This is a genomic window from Ralstonia pickettii (genome assembly GCF_030582395.1).
Lineage (GTDB): Bacteria > Pseudomonadota > Gammaproteobacteria > Burkholderiales > Burkholderiaceae > Ralstonia > Ralstonia pickettii_D.
In genome coordinates this window covers 3,387,361-3,403,864 of the sequence record NZ_CP104381.1, presented here as the reverse complement: position 1 = coordinate 3,403,864, position 16,504 = coordinate 3,387,361, and the positions used below count along the sequence as shown (strand labels likewise).

At 66.1% G+C, this 16,504-nt stretch carries 14 protein-coding genes and 1 tRNA gene; 14 read left to right on the top strand and 1 reads right to left on the bottom strand.

Annotation, left to right across the window (positions count from 1 at the left end; translation table 11 throughout):
- The first annotated feature begins 63 nt into the window (after positions 1 to 63).
- From N5B55_RS16395 to N5B55_RS16330, 14 genes are all read left to right on the top strand, one after another.
- Entirely contained in the window at positions 64 to 1,983 is a 1,920-nt protein-coding gene (locus N5B55_RS16395; RefSeq protein ID WP_304538706.1) for an ArnT family glycosyltransferase, read from the top strand.
- A 57-nt stretch (positions 1,984 to 2,040) separates the two neighbouring features.
- The gene (fmt, locus tag N5B55_RS16390) at positions 2,041 to 3,024 is read left to right on the top strand and encodes a methionyl-tRNA formyltransferase (protein ID WP_304538705.1); all 984 of its coding nucleotides are present in this window, start codon (positions 2,041 to 2,043) and stop codon (positions 3,022 to 3,024) included.
- 31 nt (positions 3,025 to 3,055) lie between these two features.
- Positions 3,056 to 3,712, top strand: coding sequence for a LysE family translocator (locus N5B55_RS16385; RefSeq protein WP_178961095.1), 657 nt, complete (start codon positions 3,056 to 3,058; stop codon positions 3,710 to 3,712).
- 118 nt (positions 3,713 to 3,830) lie between these two features.
- Positions 3,831 to 4,691 carry a zinc metalloprotease HtpX gene (htpX, locus tag N5B55_RS16380; RefSeq protein ID WP_304538704.1) on the top strand — a complete coding sequence of 287 codons (861 nt, stop codon included), beginning with the start codon at positions 3,831 to 3,833 and terminating at the stop codon, positions 4,689 to 4,691.
- Between the two features lie 103 nt (positions 4,692 to 4,794).
- Entirely contained in the window at positions 4,795 to 6,126 is a 1,332-nt protein-coding gene (rsmB, locus tag N5B55_RS16375; RefSeq protein ID WP_304538703.1) for a 16S rRNA (cytosine(967)-C(5))-methyltransferase RsmB, read from the top strand.
- A 13-nt stretch (positions 6,127 to 6,139) separates the two neighbouring features.
- Positions 6,140 to 6,910, top strand: a complete 771-nt coding sequence (locus N5B55_RS16370) for a DUF4390 domain-containing protein (protein WP_304538702.1) — start codon at positions 6,140 to 6,142, stop codon at positions 6,908 to 6,910.
- A complete protein-coding gene (locus N5B55_RS16365; RefSeq protein WP_304538701.1) occupies positions 6,907 to 9,378 on the top strand; it encodes a sensor histidine kinase in 2,472 nt (823 codons plus the stop codon). Before N5B55_RS16370 ends, N5B55_RS16365 begins: the two co-directional genes overlap by 4 nt.
- Positions 9,379 to 9,414: 36 nt before the next feature.
- Positions 9,415 to 10,128, top strand: coding sequence for a response regulator (locus tag N5B55_RS16360; RefSeq protein WP_304538700.1), 714 nt, complete (start codon positions 9,415 to 9,417; stop codon positions 10,126 to 10,128).
- Between the two features lie 67 nt (positions 10,129 to 10,195).
- Positions 10,196 to 10,271 (top strand) — tRNA-Phe (locus N5B55_RS16355).
- A gap of 286 nt (positions 10,272 to 10,557) precedes the next feature.
- On the top strand, positions 10,558 to 10,863 hold the full coding sequence (locus N5B55_RS16350; protein ID WP_178961091.1) for a hypothetical protein: 306 nt from the start codon (positions 10,558 to 10,560) through the stop codon (positions 10,861 to 10,863).
- Positions 10,864 to 11,042: 179 nt separating this feature from the next.
- Positions 11,043 to 11,951, top strand: coding sequence for a MurR/RpiR family transcriptional regulator (locus N5B55_RS16345; protein ID WP_304539814.1), 909 nt, complete (start codon positions 11,043 to 11,045; stop codon positions 11,949 to 11,951).
- Between the two features lie 16 nt (positions 11,952 to 11,967).
- A complete protein-coding gene (locus tag N5B55_RS16340; RefSeq protein ID WP_304538699.1) occupies positions 11,968 to 13,323 on the top strand; it encodes an aspartate aminotransferase family protein in 1,356 nt (451 codons plus the stop codon).
- Positions 13,317 to 14,153: a 3-keto-5-aminohexanoate cleavage protein gene (locus tag N5B55_RS16335; protein WP_304538698.1), complete on the top strand. Its 837-nt coding sequence runs from the start codon at positions 13,317 to 13,319 to the stop codon at positions 14,151 to 14,153. Before N5B55_RS16340 ends, N5B55_RS16335 begins: the two co-directional genes overlap by 7 nt.
- Before the next feature lie 83 nt (positions 14,154 to 14,236).
- Entirely contained in the window at positions 14,237 to 15,142 is a 906-nt protein-coding gene (locus N5B55_RS16330) for a glutamate/aspartate ABC transporter substrate-binding protein (protein WP_304538697.1), read from the top strand.
- 15 nt (positions 15,143 to 15,157) lie between these two features.
- Here N5B55_RS16330 and N5B55_RS16325 read toward each other — a convergent pair whose 3' ends face one another.
- Positions 15,158 to 16,495 (bottom strand): protoporphyrinogen/coproporphyrinogen oxidase, encoded by a 1,338-nt coding sequence (locus tag N5B55_RS16325; protein WP_304538696.1) that lies wholly within the window; start codon positions 16,493 to 16,495, stop codon positions 15,158 to 15,160.
- Between the last annotated feature and the right edge of the window lie 9 nt (positions 16,496 to 16,504).

The following is a 16,504-nucleotide window of genomic DNA, read 5'->3' as shown; positions in this document are numbered from 1 at the left end:
GGGCCCGGCCGCGCCGTTCCCGGGTCAGAGGGCCGGAAGCGACCGACGAGTCCTGCAATGGCCATGGCGCGGCACTGGCAGGTAGCCATCGTGCTGATGGTATGCGCATATCTAATCGCCGGTACGTTCTGGCGGGCCCCCTGGAAGGCAGATGAGCCTTATTCATTCGGGGTAGTTCTCAACATCCTCGAGCGCGGCGATTGGATCGTGCCAAATGTGGCGTTTGAGCCGTTTGTCGAAAAACCGCCGCTGCTGTACTGGAGCGGAGCACTGGCAGCACTGGCAGTGCCCGAGCTCCAGCCGCACGAAGCTGTGCGGATTGCGATCGTGCTCTGGATGGCGCTGACCTGCCTGACCATATGGCGCACTGCGAGGCTACTGCGCGAAGAGGCATGGCACTGGCGACTACGCATCCAGGCGACGTTTACACGCGAACACGGGCCAATTGCCCCCGACTGGCGTTTGGAGGGGCCGAATGCCAACACCGAGGACCTGAGCGGCTATGCACTAGGGGCCCTGCTGCTCTTTGCGGGCTGCATTGGGTTGGTCGAGCACATACACAAGTTCATTGCCGATGTGCCGCAACTGGCCGGCACGGCCACTGCGCTATACGGTCTAGTCCGCTACGCCAAGGCAGGTGAGGCGGGCGGCAGCGACGGCGTAAAGGTGTTGCGCCCCGCATTGTGGTTCGGTACCGGCGTGGGCGTGGCATTTCTTAGCAAGGGAGTGCTCGTGCCGGGCCTCTTTGCCGTCACGGTGTTAGCGGCGATGGCCCTGCTGCCCCATTTTCGTAGCCGCCAGGCGTGGCGTTTTTATCTGATCTCACTGGCGGTGGCAGCTCCGTGGCTGCTGATTTGGCCGATCGTCTTCTGGCGCACGTCGCCGGAACTGTTTGTCGAGTGGTTCTGGATCAACAACTTCGGCCGCTTCTTCGGTTTTTCAGGGCTGGAGGGCGAAAGGAATACGTTGACGACCGCGGTGCGCTCGATCTTCCTGACAGGTACACCTGCCGTATGGCCAGCGCTCGGCATGCTGGGGATCTCGCTGACGAAACTGGTGCGACAGCGGGGGCCCGGCGCGCGCGTCGCATGGCTGCTGCCCTATCAAGGACACGTAGCGGTTGCGCTGTTCGTCCTGGTGACGCTGGCGGTCTTCCTGCGCTCAGTTGGTCTGCGCGATGTCTACCTGATGCCGCTGCAACCCGCGCTGGCGCTGCTCGGAGCGCCAATGCTCCTACTGATTGCGCCAGCGTGGCGCGCACGCGCATGGGGCGCGGCGGTGGCGTTGTTCGGCGTGCTGGGCCTGGTGGTCTGGGCGGTGTGGGGGGCGCTCGTGACCAGCGGCGGGCAATTGCTGCCGGGCTGGCTGGCCAAGATGCTGGGGCGCGTGCTCCCGCTGCCGTATGACATGCTGATCCACCCGGTCGCCGTATTGGCGGCAGGGGGCATTACAGCGCTGTGGGCCGCCTGCGTGTGGCTGCGGCCCGCACGTTCGGGCGTGGTCGCATGGGCGGCCGGCCTGGGCATGGTGTGGGGTCTGCTAGGCACGCTGCTGATGCCATGGGTGGACGACGCCCGCAGCTACCGCCCGCTGTTCCAGGCGATCAAGCCAGTGCTGCAATCAGCGCAGATTTGCGTGGCCACGCGCGGCATGGGCGAAAGCGAACGCGCACTGATGCACTACGAAACCGGCGTGCGCCCCGTCAAATGGCTGCTGGGTCACAGCGGCGCCGGCGACGCCCTCCGCCCGAACCCGACCGCGCGCACCTGCGACCTGATACTCGTGCTGGAAAAACGCCCGGAACACGCCCGACGCCGGCCGCACGGCGACAATTGGGAAATGGTCTGGCGCGGCAGCCGTCCGGGCGACACCAACGAAACCTTCTCGCTGTTCCAGCGGCGCAGCAATGGGGGGCCGGAGGCGTTGCCATCGCCCGAGCCCATCGTGCCGCTGACCGACACCCCGCATCGCGGCCGTCGCTAAGCCCAATGCGCTACGCTGTCGTGTAGCGCGCTTCCCTTCGTTTTCGCTTTTCCAGCCATGACGTCCACCCTTCGCGTAGCGTTTGCCGGCACACCTGAATTTGCGCAGATTGCCCTGGCGGCGATCCACCAGGCCGGCTTTCCCGTCGTTGCCGTGCTGAGTCAGCCAGATCGTCCAGCCGGCCGCGGCATGCAATTGCAGTCAAGCCCCGTCAAGCAGTACGCCGTCACGCATGGGTTCGCGCCGATCCTGCAGCCGCCGTCGCTACGTCGCACTGGCAAGTATCCACAGGAAGCCGCCGAAGCCATCGACGCCCTGGCCGCCCAGCGTCCCGACGTGATGGTCGTCGCGGCCTACGGCCTGATCCTGCCGCAGGAAGTGCTCGACCTGCCGCGCTTTGGCTGCATCAACATCCACGCGTCGCTACTGCCGCGCTGGCGTGGTGCGGCGCCCATCCACCGCGCGATCGAAGCGGGCGATGCCGAATCGGGCATCACGCTCATGCAGATGGATGCGGGTCTGGACACCGGCGACATGATCGCCATGGAACGCGTGCCCATCGGCCTGACGGACACGACCGGCACGCTGCACGACACGCTGGCTGCGCTCGGCGGACGCATGGTGGTTGAGGCGCTCGCCAAGCTGGCGCAGGACGGCAAGCTCGACGCCACGCCGCAGCCGGCCGAAGGCATCACGTATGCGGAGAAGATCGCCAAGGACGAAGCCGCGCTCGATTGGTCGCGGCACGCCGCCGCGCTGCTGCGGCAGGTGCATGCGTTCAATCCGTTTCCCGGCGCATCGGCCGCTCTGGATGGCGTGGCGATCAAGTTCTGGCAGGCCGAGGCGCTGGCCGATCGCCCGGCTGATGCGGAACCCGGCACGGTCCTGGCCGCCAACGCCGAGGGCGTCACCATCGCCTGCGGCGCCGGCGCACTGCGTGTGACGCAGTTGCAGAAGCCCGGTGGCAAACGCCTGCCCGCGCGCGAATTCCTGCAAGGCCTGGCGATCCAGCCCGGCCAGCGCTTCGCATCGCGCGGCTAATCGCGCCATCTATATAGAAAAGGATTTCGCCATGACCGCCCTGGGCATCGTCAATCTGCCGCTCTTCATGGTGGCCGTGTTTCTGCTGAATGTGACGCCAGGGCCCGACACGGCCTACATCGTCGGGCGGAGCGTCTCGCAAGGGCGAGCGGCGGGGCTGCTGTCGTCGCTAGGCGTGTCGGCCGGTTGCTGCGTGCACGTGCTGGCGGTGGCGTTCGGGCTGACGGCGCTGCTGGCGGCGTCCACCGTGGCGTTCACGGTCATCAAGGTGGTGGGTGCGGCGTACCTGATCTATCTGGGCGGCCGCATGCTGCTGGCGCCGCCTGAACGTGATGACGCCGCGGCCGAACAAGCGGAGACGCCCGCCGCCAAGCGCGCGCGTCCGCTCAAATCGTTGTTCATGCAGGGGTTCCTCACCAATGTGTTGAACCCGAAGGTCGTGCTGTTCTTCCTGTCGTTCTTCCCGCAGTTCGTCGATCCGCACGCCGCCCACAAGGCGCTGGCGTTCCTGGCATTGGGGGCGGTGTTCATCGTCATGTCGACGATCTGGAACAGCCTTGTGGCGTGGGTCGCCGCGAGCGTCACGCGCCGCGTGGCGGGGAAGCCGGGGATCAAACGCTGGCTCGATCGCGTGGTCGGCACGGCGTTCATTGGGCTTGGTGCGCGGTTGGCGTTCACCACCCGTTGATGCGTCAAGCATCATCTGCGGCGAAATATCGCGCAACTGCCGCGCAAACCCTTGAATTTTCAGCGATTATCGCGATCTAACGACTTCACACCCCAACACCCACAGGAGCCACGCCCCCATGTTCAACTGGATCAAGACCTTCATGTTGATGGCAGCGATCACCGCGCTGTTCATCGTCATCGGCGGCATGATCGGCGGACGCAGCGGGATGATTCTGGCGCTGCTGTTCGCGCTGGGCATGAATTTCTTCTCGTACTGGTTCTCCGACAAGATGGTGCTGCGCATGTACAACGCGCAGGAAGTCAACGAGACCAGCGCGCCGCAGTTCTATCGGATGGTGCAGGAGCTTGCCGGCCGCGCCGGCCTGCCCATGCCGCGCGTCTATCTCATCGACGAAGCGCAGCCCAATGCATTCGCCACCGGCCGCAACCCGGAGCACGCCGCCGTGGCCGCCACCACCGGCATCCTTAATATCCTGTCGGAACGCGAGCTGCGCGGCGTGATGGCGCACGAGCTGGCGCACGTGCAGCACCGCGACATCCTGATCTCGACCATCTCGGCGACCATGGCCGGTGCGATCTCGGCGCTGGCGAACTTTGCCGTGTTCTTCGGCGGTCGCGACAGCGAGGGGCGCCCCGCCAACCCGATCGCCGGGATTGCGGTGGCGATCCTCGCGCCGCTGGCGGCCGCGATGATCCAGATGGCGATTTCCCGCGCGCGCGAGTTCGAAGCCGACCGTGGCGGCGCGACCATCAGCGGCGACCCGCAGGCGCTGGCCTCAGCGCTGGACAAGATCCACCGCTATGCGGCCGGCATTCCGTTTGCCGCCGCCGAAGCTCACCCCGCCACCGCGCAAATGATGATCATGAACCCGCTGCATGGCGGCGGCCTGGCCAACCTGTTCAGCACGCACCCGGCCACGGAAGAGCGCATCGCGCGCCTGATGCAGATGGCGCAGACGGGGCAATATCCCGCGTAAAAGCGGCAGCCCGACGGGGCGCTTCCTTTATACTTCCGCAGTCCGCACGAGCCCGCCCATCGCGGGCTCGTTGCATTTTGTCCGCCTGATTTCCTGCTGCCCGATGCGCCTGCCGCCCGATTCCCTCGCCCATGCCTTGTCGCTTGCCGCCGTTGCACTGGGCAAGCTGCGGCAGGGCACGGCATTGCCGCAAGCCATCGATGCCGTCTGCCAAGGGCAGCCCGCACCCGTGCGCGGCGCCGTGCAGGATCTCGCCTACCGCGCCACCCGATGGCTCGGCAGCACCGATTGGCTGATCCGCACGCTGATCCCGCGCCCGCCCGCCGAAGGCGCCGCCAATCTGCTGCGCGTGGCGCTCGCGCAATTGCTGGACGATCCACAGCCGTATGCACCGTTCACCGTCGTCGATCAGACCGTGACGGCCGCCTCGGCCGATCCGAAGCTGTCGCACGGCAAGGGCATGATCAACGGCGTGCTGCGCCGCTTCCTGCGCGAGCAACAGGCGCTGGTCGCAGACATGCAGGCGGATCCGTCGGCCGCCACCAACTACCCGACGTGGTGGATCGACGCCGTACGCAGCGCGTATCCCGACACATGGCAAACCATCCTGGCCGCCGGCAACCGCCGCCCGCCGATGGTGCTGCGCGTGAACCCGCGCCGCATTGCCGTCGACGCGTATCTCGCACGCCTGGCCGAAGCCGGCATCGACGCCGAGCGCATCGGCGAGCAGGCCGTACGCCTTGCGCGCGCGGTGCCCGTTTCCGAACTGCCGGGCTTTGCCGACGGCGCTGTCTCCGTGCAGGACGCCGGTGCGCAACTGGCGGCAACGTTGCTGGACGTGGCACCCGGCCAGCGCGTGCTCGATGCCTGTGCCGCGCCCGGCGGCAAGACCGGCCATCTGCTGGAGCTGGCCGACGGCCTGGACGTCACGGCGCTTGAGTCGGATGCCGCGCGCGCCGTGCGTATCACCGAAAACCTCGCACGCCTGAGCCAGACCGCCACGCTCTGCGTCGGCGACGCGGCGCAACCCGACACCTGGTGGGACGGCCGACCGTTCGACCGCATCCTGGCCGATGTGCCGTGCTCGGCCGCCGGCATCGTGCGGCGCCATCCGGACATCCGCTGGCTGCGCCGCCCGGCCGACCTGAAGGCACTGGCCGGACTGCAGCGGGACATCGTGCGCGCCCTCTGGGCATGCCTGAAGCCCGGTGGCAAGCTGGTTTATGTCACCTGTTCGATTTTTCCGACGGAAGGCGAAGACCAGGCCCAATGGTTTGAACGCCATCTGGAAGATGGGATACGATTGCACGCGCCCGGCCAGTTGCTGCCGGTCTCGCCCGACGCGGCGCAGACCAGCGGGTTCGCGGCCGGCGCGTCGCCCTTGCCGCTCGATCACGACGGCTTCTTTTACGCGGTTTTCCAGAAACGGCCTTGATGCACCGACCGTTGTGACTGTCATCCTTCGCCCATCGATCCGGCTGCTGCAAACCCGGTTCCGGCAGATTCTGCAACGGCTGGTCGCGCTGGTCGCATTGGGCATGCTGCTTTGGTGGCCGCTCGCGGCGCCTGCACAGTCCATCGAAATCAACCGGGCGCAGCTCGAATACGCCGACGGCGGCTGGAACCTGTCGGCCGATTTCGATTTCGACCTGCCCAGCAACCTCGAAGACGCGGTGAACAAGGGCATCGCGCTCTACTTCCTGGTCGAATTCGAACTGATCCGCCCACGCTGGTATTGGTTTGACGATCACGCCATCAGCGCCACGCGCGTGGTGCGGCTGTCGTATCACCCGCTCACACGCCAGTACCGCGTGTCGACCGGCGGCCTGCAGGTGCCATTCTCGCGACTGAAAGACGCCGTCGACTTCATGCAGCACGTGCGCGGCTGGCGCGTGTTCGAGCAGCGCGCAGTCAAGGCCGGCGAAACCGTGCAGGCCGAAGTGCGCATGCGCCTGGACGTGACGCAGCTGCCCAAGCCGTTCCAGATCAACGCAGTCAATACGCGCGACTGGAATCTCAGCTCCGATTGGAAGCGCTTCAACCTGCTGGTGCCGAACGAGCCTCCGCCGGCCCCGTCGCCCGCGCCCGCTGCGCCACCGCCCAGCGCACCGGCTTCCACGCCGCCGGCTTCCGGCTCGTCCGGTCTGTCGCCCAATCCGGGCTGGGGGATGAGCGCCGGCCCGTCCAGCGCAGGCACGTTGCTGGCGCCCGCCAAATGATCTTCGATCGCAGCTACAAGCGGCTGCTCTATCAGGTGGTGGCGGGCACCATCGTCTTTCTGGCGATCGTGCTGGTGGGGCTGCTGGCCGCCGCATCGGCCAACACAGAATTCTTCGACCGGTATTTCACGCTGCTCTACAAGGTCAACCTCGTCATCGGGGTGCTGCTGGTGGTGATCATCGGCGGGCTGATGCTGGCGCTCGCGCTGCGCGCGCGGCGCGGCAAGTTCGGCACGCGGCTGATGACCAAGCTGGCGGTGTTCTTTGGCGTGGTGGGCGTCCTGCCCGGCGTGCTGATCTATCTGGTGTCGCTGCAGTTCGTGTCGCGCAGTATCGAGTCGTGGTTCGACGTGAAGGTCGAGTCGGCGCTGGAGGCCGGCCTGAACCTCGGGCGGTCCACCATGGACACGGCGCTGGCCGATCTGCAGAACAAGGGCCGCCTGATCGCCGAGCAGGTAGGCGACGGGTCCGCGTCGGCCACGGCCATCACGCTCAATCGATTGCGCGAGCAGTTTGGCGTGCAGGAGGCGACCATCTTCACGGCCAGCGGGCGCGTGATCGCCACGGCGTCAAACACTTATGACACGCTGGTGCCGAACCTGCCCGACCAGGCCGTGCTGGAGCAGGCCCGCGCGCCGGGCGGCTATGCCAGCCTGGAGGGCGGCAGCGATACGGAATCCGATAGTGCCTCCGCGCCCGCCGCTTCGGCACCGGCCGCGCGCAATGGCAGCCGCCGCAGCGATCTGTACCAACTGCATGTCGTGGTGGCGCTGGGTACGTCATCGCGCGAAGAACCGAGCCTCGGGCTGAGCACGCCGGCACGCAAATGGGCCGGCACCGGTTTGCTCGCAGACCGCCGGCCGGAAGATGGCAGCAGCACCTCGCGTGGCTTCGGCCTGATTGGAGAGAGCGGCCGCGAAGAACGCTTCCTGCAGCTCGTGCAGCCGGTGCCGCAGGCGCTTGCCCGCAATGCAGACGCTGTCCAGCGCGCGTACCAGGAATATCAGGAGAAAGCGCTCGGCCGCACCGGCCTGCGAAAGATGTACATCGGCACGCTCACGCTCACGCTGTTCCTGGCGGTGTTCATCGCGGTGATGCTCGCGCTGCTGCTCGGCGCGCAGCTGGCACGGCCACTGCTAATGCTGCTCCAAGGCACGCGCGAAGTGGCCGAAGGCGATCTCTCCCCCAAGCGGGAGCTGCATACGCGTGATGAACTGGGTGTACTCACCCAGCAGTTCAACCAGATGACGCGGCAGTTGGCCGACGCGCGCCGCGCCGTCGAGCAGAATCGCGCGGCACTCGAGCAATCGAAGGCCTATCTTGAGAGCGTGCTGACCAACCTGACTGCGGGCGTCTTCGTGTTCGACCATCGCTTTGTGCTGCTGACCGCCAACCCGGGTGCCGAGCGCATCTTCAAACAGCCCTTCGGCGCGTGGGTCGGGCAGGCGCTGACCAGCATCACGCCGGTGGCCGCCTTCGCGCCGGTGGTCGAACAGGCCTTTGCCGAACAAGACGCCAGCACGGCTGCCGGCGGCGCAGTGGCCCACTGGCAGAAGCAGGTCGAAATTCCGCTCGAAGACGAAGACGAGCCGCTCACGCTGCTGGTGCGCGGCACGCGCCTGCCCGGCCCTTCAGTGGGCGCGCACGGCACCGAGCGCGGCTATGTGGTGGTGTTCGACGATATCTCCGACGTGATCTCGGCGCAGCGCTCCGTGGCGTGGGGCGAAGTCGCGCGGCGGCTGGCGCATGAGATCAAGAATCCGCTCACGCCCATCCAGCTCTCGGCCGAACGCCTGGAGATGAAGCTTTCGCCCAAGCTGTCGGACGCCGACGCCGAGGTGTTACGACGCGGTGCCACCACCATCGTCAACCAAGTGTCGGCGATGAAGCGCATGGTCGATGACTTCCGCGACTACGCCCGCACGCCGCCGGCCATGCTGCAGGAGCTGGATCTGAACGCGCTGGCCGCCGAGGTGCTGCACCTGTACGGCATCGATCACCCGGACCGCCGCGATCATCCGGTCATCGAGGCCAAGCTGGGCGCCAATCTGCCGCTCATCAAGGGCGACCCGACGCAGCTGCGCCAGGTCATCCACAACCTGCTGCAGAACGCGCAGGACGCCGTGGCGGAGAACGAAGCAGCCGGGCGACCTGCTCCGCATGTCATGTTGCAAACTGACACGGTAGAATACGACGACGCCTCGGGCGCGCGGCGGCAGGCCGTGCGGCTTGTGATCGCGGACAACGGCGGCGGGTTCTCTTCCCGCATCCTCAACCGCGCCTTCGAGCCGTACGTCACGACCAAAGCCAAGGGCACAGGACTGGGCTTGGCCATGGTGAAGAAAATCATGGACGAGCACGGAGCGCGCATCGAATTGCGCAACCGCCAGTCCAGCACAACATCGGGCACATCGGGTACCGACACCGTCGGGGCCCAGGTTTCCATACTGTTCGTAAAACTCGCGTAGCGCGGACGGCAATCCCGCCGCACATAGAGGAAAAGCATGGCCACCATCCTCGTTGTCGACGACGAAATGGGTATCCGGGAGTTGCTCTCCGAAATCCTCGGAGACGAAGGGCACGTTGTTGAAGTCGCCGAGAACGCGCAGCGCGCGCGCGAATACCGCGCGAACGCAACGCCCGACCTCGTCCTGCTCGATATCTGGATGCCGGATACCGACGGCGTGACGCTGCTCAAGGAATGGGCGTCGCAAGGTCTGCTGACCATGCCCGTCATCATGATGTCGGGCCACGCCACCATCGACACCGCTGTCGAGGCGACCAAGATCGGCGCGCTGAATTTCCTGGAGAAGCCCATCGCGCTGCAGAAACTGCTGACCGCGGTGGAGCAGGGGCTGTCGCGCAGCAAGGAAAAGCCGCGCTCCGCCGCACCGGCAGCCGCCCCGTCGGCCGGACTCGCAGGGGCCGCGTCCAACGCCGCAGCGGCAGGTGCAGCCGCCGGGCCCGATCGGACGGATATCAATGGCGTACCGACCCGACCCGCAGAAGGCGGGGGCATGCAATTCTCGTTCGACATGCCGCTGCGCGAAGCGCGCGACCTGTTCGAGCGCGCGTACTTCGAATACCACCTGCAGCGCGAGGGCGGCAGCATGACGCGCGTGGCAGAAAAGACCGGCCTGGAACGGACTCACCTGTACCGCAAGCTCAAGCAACTGGGCGTCGAACTCTCGCGCAACAAGGGCGAGCCGGCGGGCTGATCATCAAAGTGCGCGGAGGTACTTGACGACTGGGCGCGCACCCTGTCATACTTGCCTTTCTTTGCTTGGCCCGGTAGCTCAGTTGGTAGAGCAGCGGATTGAAAATCCGCGTGTCGGTGGTTCGATTCCGCCCCAGGCCACCAAAATTCTTCGTCCTTCAAGATCAATTGATTTTGCAGGGCAACAAAAAAGACCTCCTCGCGAGGTCTTTTTTCATTTCTGCGGCGCCATTCGCGCGTCCCGGTCATCTCCCATTTGCCGCGCCAGCCGCGGATCTGCGGCGCAGTGTCGCACGCACAAAAAATGTACCCGAGCCTCTTGACGCAGCGCAGCTTAGGGTATACCTAGCGGCGCAAACTGCGCCAAACTGTCGCAGGTCTCGGTATAGTGACTCAACGCTATCAAGCGGCAAGCACAAGGAGATTCTCCATGGCACTCGTTGGCACCGGTCACCACCACTTTCATTTCCACGCTTTCGACGGCATCAGCCGCAAGACGCGGTTGACGTGGTTGCGCAATGCCGCGGCGCTGACGTGTTTGATGGCCTTGGTCGCGGCCATGTGGGTGGGCGGCAATCTGTCTGCCTTGACGCACACGCCGCTCATGAGCGGCGTCTCGTCGATAGGCGCGGTGATGATTCTGGCCTGCACGTGCATGGGGCTGAGCCTGCTCGGCCTGATCGGTGCCGGTTTCTTCCAATTGCGCATGGAGCAGCTCGACGCGCCGGCGACCTGAGTCGCACGCATCACACCCAAAACGGAGGCTTCGGCCTCCGTTTTTTGTTTGCCTGAGACGGCCGCATTCCTGAGATGCGGCCGTTTTTGCGTTCGCCACCGCACCGAGGTTAATCCGATCTTGACTCATTTGTTTCAATTGCGTAGTTTACGAAACAGTTGAATCAACTGGGCCACCTCGTGACGTTCGATGGACTCCTGCAAACGCTGCGCGACCGCGCCGGCGATTTGTCTCCGCAACTGCAGCGCGCCGCCATGTTGCTGGAAACGCACCAGCGCGACATCGCCCTGCTGTCGATGCGGGACCTGGCGCGCCGCTGCGACCTACCACCGGCCACGTTCTCCCGCCTGGCACGCGCGCTGGGATTCGACGACTTTGCCGCACTGCGCGACGTCTGCGTGAATCACCTGCGCCAGCAGGCCGACGGCTTTGCCGGCCGCGCCAGTGCGTTGCAGGGTGAAGATGCCGCAGGCGCTTCGGAAGCAGAACGCATTGGCATGGCCATCGGCTCGCATGTGCAGTCGGCATTCTCGCCAGCGAACCTGGCGGCACTGGACATTGTGGCTGCAGCGCTGTGCAGGGCGCGCCGGGTGTATCTGCTGGGCGCGCGCAGTTGCCTGGCGCTGACGCACGCGTTGGGCTATGCCGCCCAGCTCTTCGACGACAAGGTCACGCTGTGCGCCGGCAGCGGCAACACGCTGGCGGATCCGCTGCGCTTTTGCGGCGAGGGCGACATCGTCGTGGCCGTCACCTTTGATCCGTACACGCGCGAGGTCATCGAGGCGATGCAGTACGCGCATGCGCGCGGTGCGCGCCTCGTGTATGTGACCGACAGCGCCATCGCTCCCGGCGCCGAACTGGCATGGCAGCAGTTGGTTGCGCCCGTCGCCATTCCGTCGTTCTTCCATTCGCTGGCCGCGCCGATGGCGCTGCTCGACGCGTTGCTGATGACGTGGTTCCGCCACGCCGGCCCAACGGCGCTTGCCCACTTGGCCAACAGCGACGCCCAGCTCAAGCAACAAGCCGCCTACGTGCGTAACGCCCGCCGCAGTGACGCGGCTGTCGCCGTGCCGCCCACCCAACCTTGATTGCTGCCTACCGCCCATGACACCGTCCGCCACCTCCGTCTTCCACCGCGACCCGCGCAAGACGCTGCCCACCGCTGTCGGCGGCGAGGGCATGACCCTCATCGACTCCGACGGCAAGCGTTACCTGGACGCCTGCGGCGGTGCCGCGGTTTCGTGTCTCGGCCACGGCCACCAGCGCGTGGTGGACGCCATCTGCAAGCAGGTGCGCGCGCTGGCTTATGCGCATACGTCGTTCTTCACGACGGACGTGGCCGAGGAACTGGCCGCACGCTTGGCCGCTGCGGCACCGGGCGATCTGGACCACGTGTACTTCGTCTCCGGCGGTTCGGAAGCGATTGAAGCGGCGCTGAAACTCGCACGCCAATACTTCGTTGAGATCGGCCAGCCGCAGCGCCAGTACTTCATCGCACGGCGCCAGAGCTATCACGGCAACACGCTGGGCGCACTGGCGATCGGTGGTAACGCGTGGCGCCGGGAACCCTTCCTGCCGCTGCTGGTGCCTGCCCACCATGTTTCGCCGTGCTATGCGTATCGCGAGCGCCTGGATGGCGAAAGCGACGCGCAATACGTGCAGCGCCTGGCCGATGAACTGGACGCGAAGATCGTCGAACTGGGCACGGAGAACGTCGCGGCCTTCGTCGCCGAGACCGTCGTGGGCGCTACGGCCGGCGCGGTGCCGCCGGTCGGCGATTACTTCCGCAAGATCCGGGCGGTGTGCGATCGCCACGGCGTTCTGCTGCTGCTCGATGAGGTGATGTCCGGCATGGGGCGCACCGGCTACCTGTTCGCCTGTGAGGAAGATGGCGTCGTGCCGGACATGGTCGCCATTGCCAAGGGCCTGGGCGGCGGGTATCAGCCGATCGGCGCGACGCTGGTGAATCGCCGTATTTACGATGCGATCACGAACGGCAGCGGCTTTTTTCAGCATGGGCACACCTACATTGGCCACGCCACGGCATGCGCGGCGGCGCTGGAAGTGCAGAGGGTGATCGAAGAAGACAACCTGCTCGCCAACGTTCAGGCGCGTGGCGAGCAATTGCGTGCGGCGTTGCAGGCGCGCTTTGCCGATCACGCACACGTGGGTGACGTGCGCGGGCGTGGGCTGTTTGTCGGCGTCGAACTGGTGGCAGATCGCGCGACCAAGACGCCGCTGCTGCCCGCCCGCAAGACGCACGCACGCGTGAAGGCCGAAGCCATGCAGCGCGGGCTGATGGTGTATCCGATGGGTGGCACGATCGATGGCCAGCGCGGTGACCACATCTTGCTCGCGCCCCCGTTCATCGCCAGCGCGCAAGACATCGACGCCATCGTCGAACGCCTGGGCGACGCTGTTGACGCCGCCACTGCCGCCACGCTGGAGGCCGCGTGGTAACTCAACCCATCGCCATCGCCGTTGCGCCCAACGGTGCGCGCAAGACGCACGCCGATCACCCCGCACTGCCGATCACGCCCGACGAACTGGCCGCATGCGCGCGTCAATGCGTGGATGCCGGTGCGGCGATGCTGCATCTGCATGTGCGCCGCCCAGACGGCACGCACAGCCTGGAGCCTGGCGACTACAGGCCGGCCATCGCCGCGGTGCGGCACGCTGTGGGCGACGCGCTGGTAATCCAGATCACCACCGAAGCCGTCGGTATCTACACGCCCGAACAGCAGATGGCATCGGTGCGCGCGCTGCAGCCGGAAGCGATTTCCGCCGCGCTGCGCGAGCTGGCACCTGATGCCGCGCACGAGGCGGAAGCGGCGCGCTTCTTTGGTGAGCTTGCCGCGGCGCGCACAGCCATCCAATACATCCTGTATTCCGCCGACGATGTGGTGCGCTACCGCGACCTGCGCACACGCGGCGTGCTGCCCGGTACGCCGCACTGGGTGCTCTTCGTGCTCGGCCGCTACAGCGCGGGTCAACGCTCCGATCCGACCGACCTGCTGCCCTTCCTGCAGGCATGGGCTGACGGTGGCGACCTCACCGCCAAGGTCCCCTGGGCGATGTGCGCGTTCGGCCCGCGTGAAGCCGAATGCGCGCTCACGGCAGCGCTGCTCGGCGGCCATGCGCGCCTCGGGTTCGAAAACAACATGGCCCTGCCCGACGGAAGCACAGCGCCCGACAACGCAGCGCTCGTCACCAACCTGCGACGGCATCTCGACGCGCTGCACCGGCCGCTGGCCAGCGCCGCAGATCTGCGTAGCTGGTTCGGCCGTTAAGACGTTCCGCATTCATCGCCACGAAGCCAAAGCACAGACGGCCGCAACACAACAGGCCGCGCACCACAACCATTGGAGGACGTATGCGTTTGACCACCCGGTGTATCCGGTCCATCCCGCTTGCGCTGACGAGCCTGTTCGCGATCGGCGCGCACGCGGAGGCCCTCGACGGCACGCTCAAGAAGATTCAGGACAGCAACACGATCCTGATCGGCGTGCGCGAATCGTCGATTCCGTTTTCTTACCGCGACAGCAAGAACGAGATCGTCGGTTTCTCAGCCGACCTGTGCTCCCGCGTGATCGACGCCGTCAAGAAGAAGTCGGGCAAGCCCAACCTCGACATCAAGCAGATTCCCGTGACCTCCCAGAACCGGACGTCTCTGGTGCAGAACGGCTCGGTCGATCTGGAGTGCGGCGTGACCACGCACCTGAAATCACGCGAGCAGCAGACTGCTTTTTCGACGACCTTTTTCATCGCCGGCACGCGCCTGCTGACCAACGTGAAATCCGGCGTGAAGGATTTCCCCGACTTGGCGGGCAAGTCGGTCATCACCAACGCGGGCACCACGTCGGAACGCATCCTGCGCAAGATGAACGACGAGAAGAAGATGAACATGAACGTGATCAGCGGGAAGGATTACGGTGAATCGTTCCTCACGCTGCAGAGCGGCCGCGTGGCGGCGTTCATGATGGATGACGTGCTGCTGGCCGGCGCACGCACGCTGGCGCAGAAGCCCGACGACTGGGTCGTGACCGGCACGCCGCAGTCGTTCGAAGCCTACGGCTTCATGCTGCGCAAGGACGATCCCCAGTTCAAGAAGCTGGTGGACGACACCATGACCGGCGTGATGAAGAGCGGCGAGATCAAGACGCTCTACGCCAAGTGGTTCGAAAAGCCGGTGCCGCCCAAGAACCTGAACTTCAACTTCCCGATGAACGATCAGTTGAAGGCGCTGTACGCGAACCCGAACGACACGCCGTTCGAGTAAGCGCAGCACGCAGCATTACGCCACCGTCCGGGCCAACGCGGCGCGCTCTGCCTGCGGGATGCGCGCCGCCAGCAGGTGGTTGGCGGCCCACTGCCCGGACTCGGCGGCGCCGTCCGTCCACGGGCTGCCAAGATAATCCCCCGCCAGCACGATCCGGCGATCACGCCCGAGCGTGGCGCGGTACGCCGCAATGGCACGCGCACGGCCGACGGGCGATCGCGGCTCGGCCGCTGCCCAACGCTGCACGTGTGCCGACACCACTGCGCGCTCCAGACCCGGCAAATGCGCTGCCATTGCCTCGGTGGCGAAGCGGATCAGCATGGCATCGTTCTTCGGCATGGCGCGCGTCGCAGCCTGCTCGCCAAACATCGCACAAACGATGGGACCGTCGCCTCGCCCTGCACCGTGTTGAAACGTCAGCGCCGCCAAAGGGCCGCCCTCCACTGGCGAATAAAGCGCGCCATACGCCTGCGCGAATACCTCCGGTGCCGACCATGAAGGGGAGAGGCCCAGGGCCACGTGGATGCTCGGCGCGTAGGTCGCATCGAGGACTGCGGCCTCGCCCAGCGTCGGACGGGGGAACCACGCCCGCGTTGCATGTGCAGGCGTGGCGAGCACCGCGCCGTCGGCGTTGATCCACTCTCCGTTGACGCACAGCCGCACGCCATCGGGAGTTTCGACTACCTGTTCGACGTTGGCGCCGTAACGCACATCGAGCGACGCGGCCATCGCGCGCGGCAGCGCCTGCCAGCCGCCTTCGACGATCAGCGTGTCTGCGCCGCGAAATGCGCCGAGCGCGGCCAGCAACGCTCGCGAGGTCCCTTTCAGCCGGTGAAAGTACAGACCGTGCACCATGGGTTCGAAGACGTACCGCGTGGCACCGCCGCCGAACACGCGTGTGGCCCAGTCCTGTGCGTCGGCGTCGTCGAATGCGGCCAGGCTGGCGTAGTGATTGGGGTCAATGCCGCGCGCCTCCCGCGCTGGGGCAAAGCCGCCTCGCAGCATCTGCCATGTTTCGCCCCAGGTGAGTTGGCCCGTGGTGGCAAGCGTCCATGGGCGTTTGGAATGCACGGCACGGAAGTCCTGCCCTCGCTGCAGCGCCGCCACGGCCGAAGTCTTGTGCAGCCGTGAGGACAACCCCGCCTCGTGCAGCAGCGGCAGCACGTGGCGATATCGCGACGACACGAATTGCGCGCCACATTCGATGGTGTATCCGTGAAACGGCACGCTGAGGATGCGGCCGCCGGGCGCGCGCGCCGCCTCGAATACTGTGACGGCGCAACCCGCGCGCTGCAGATGCCGCGCGGCGTTCAGTCCCGCAATGCCCGCACCGACTACGATGAAATGTCGCATGGCCAAAAG

What these genes read in the sequence shown, in the direction of transcription:
- N5B55_RS16330 (WP_304538697.1), top strand. Translation starts at nt 14,237, where the DNA reads ATGCGTTTGACCACCCGGTGTATCCGGTCCATCCCGCTTGCGCTGACG.
- fmt (WP_304538705.1), top strand. Translation starts at nt 2,041, where the DNA reads ATGACGTCCACCCTTCGCGTAGCGTTTGCCGGCACACCTGAATTTGCG.
- N5B55_RS16340 (WP_304538699.1), top strand. Translation starts at nt 11,968, where the DNA reads ATGACACCGTCCGCCACCTCCGTCTTCCACCGCGACCCGCGCAAGACG.
- N5B55_RS16350 (WP_178961091.1), top strand. Translation starts at nt 10,558, where the DNA reads ATGGCACTCGTTGGCACCGGTCACCACCACTTTCATTTCCACGCTTTC.
- rsmB (WP_304538703.1), top strand. Translation starts at nt 4,795, where the DNA reads ATGCGCCTGCCGCCCGATTCCCTCGCCCATGCCTTGTCGCTTGCCGCC.
- N5B55_RS16365 (WP_304538701.1), top strand. Translation starts at nt 6,907, where the DNA reads ATGATCTTCGATCGCAGCTACAAGCGGCTGCTCTATCAGGTGGTGGCG.
- N5B55_RS16385 (WP_178961095.1), top strand. Translation starts at nt 3,056, where the DNA reads ATGACCGCCCTGGGCATCGTCAATCTGCCGCTCTTCATGGTGGCCGTG.
- N5B55_RS16360 (WP_304538700.1), top strand. Translation starts at nt 9,415, where the DNA reads ATGGCCACCATCCTCGTTGTCGACGACGAAATGGGTATCCGGGAGTTG.
- N5B55_RS16325 (WP_304538696.1), bottom strand. Translation starts at nt 16,495, where the DNA reads ATGCGACATTTCATCGTAGTCGGTGCGGGCATTGCGGGACTGAACGCC.
- N5B55_RS16395 (WP_304538706.1), top strand. Translation starts at nt 64, where the DNA reads ATGGCGCGGCACTGGCAGGTAGCCATCGTGCTGATGGTATGCGCATAT.
- htpX (WP_304538704.1), top strand. Translation starts at nt 3,831, where the DNA reads ATGTTCAACTGGATCAAGACCTTCATGTTGATGGCAGCGATCACCGCG.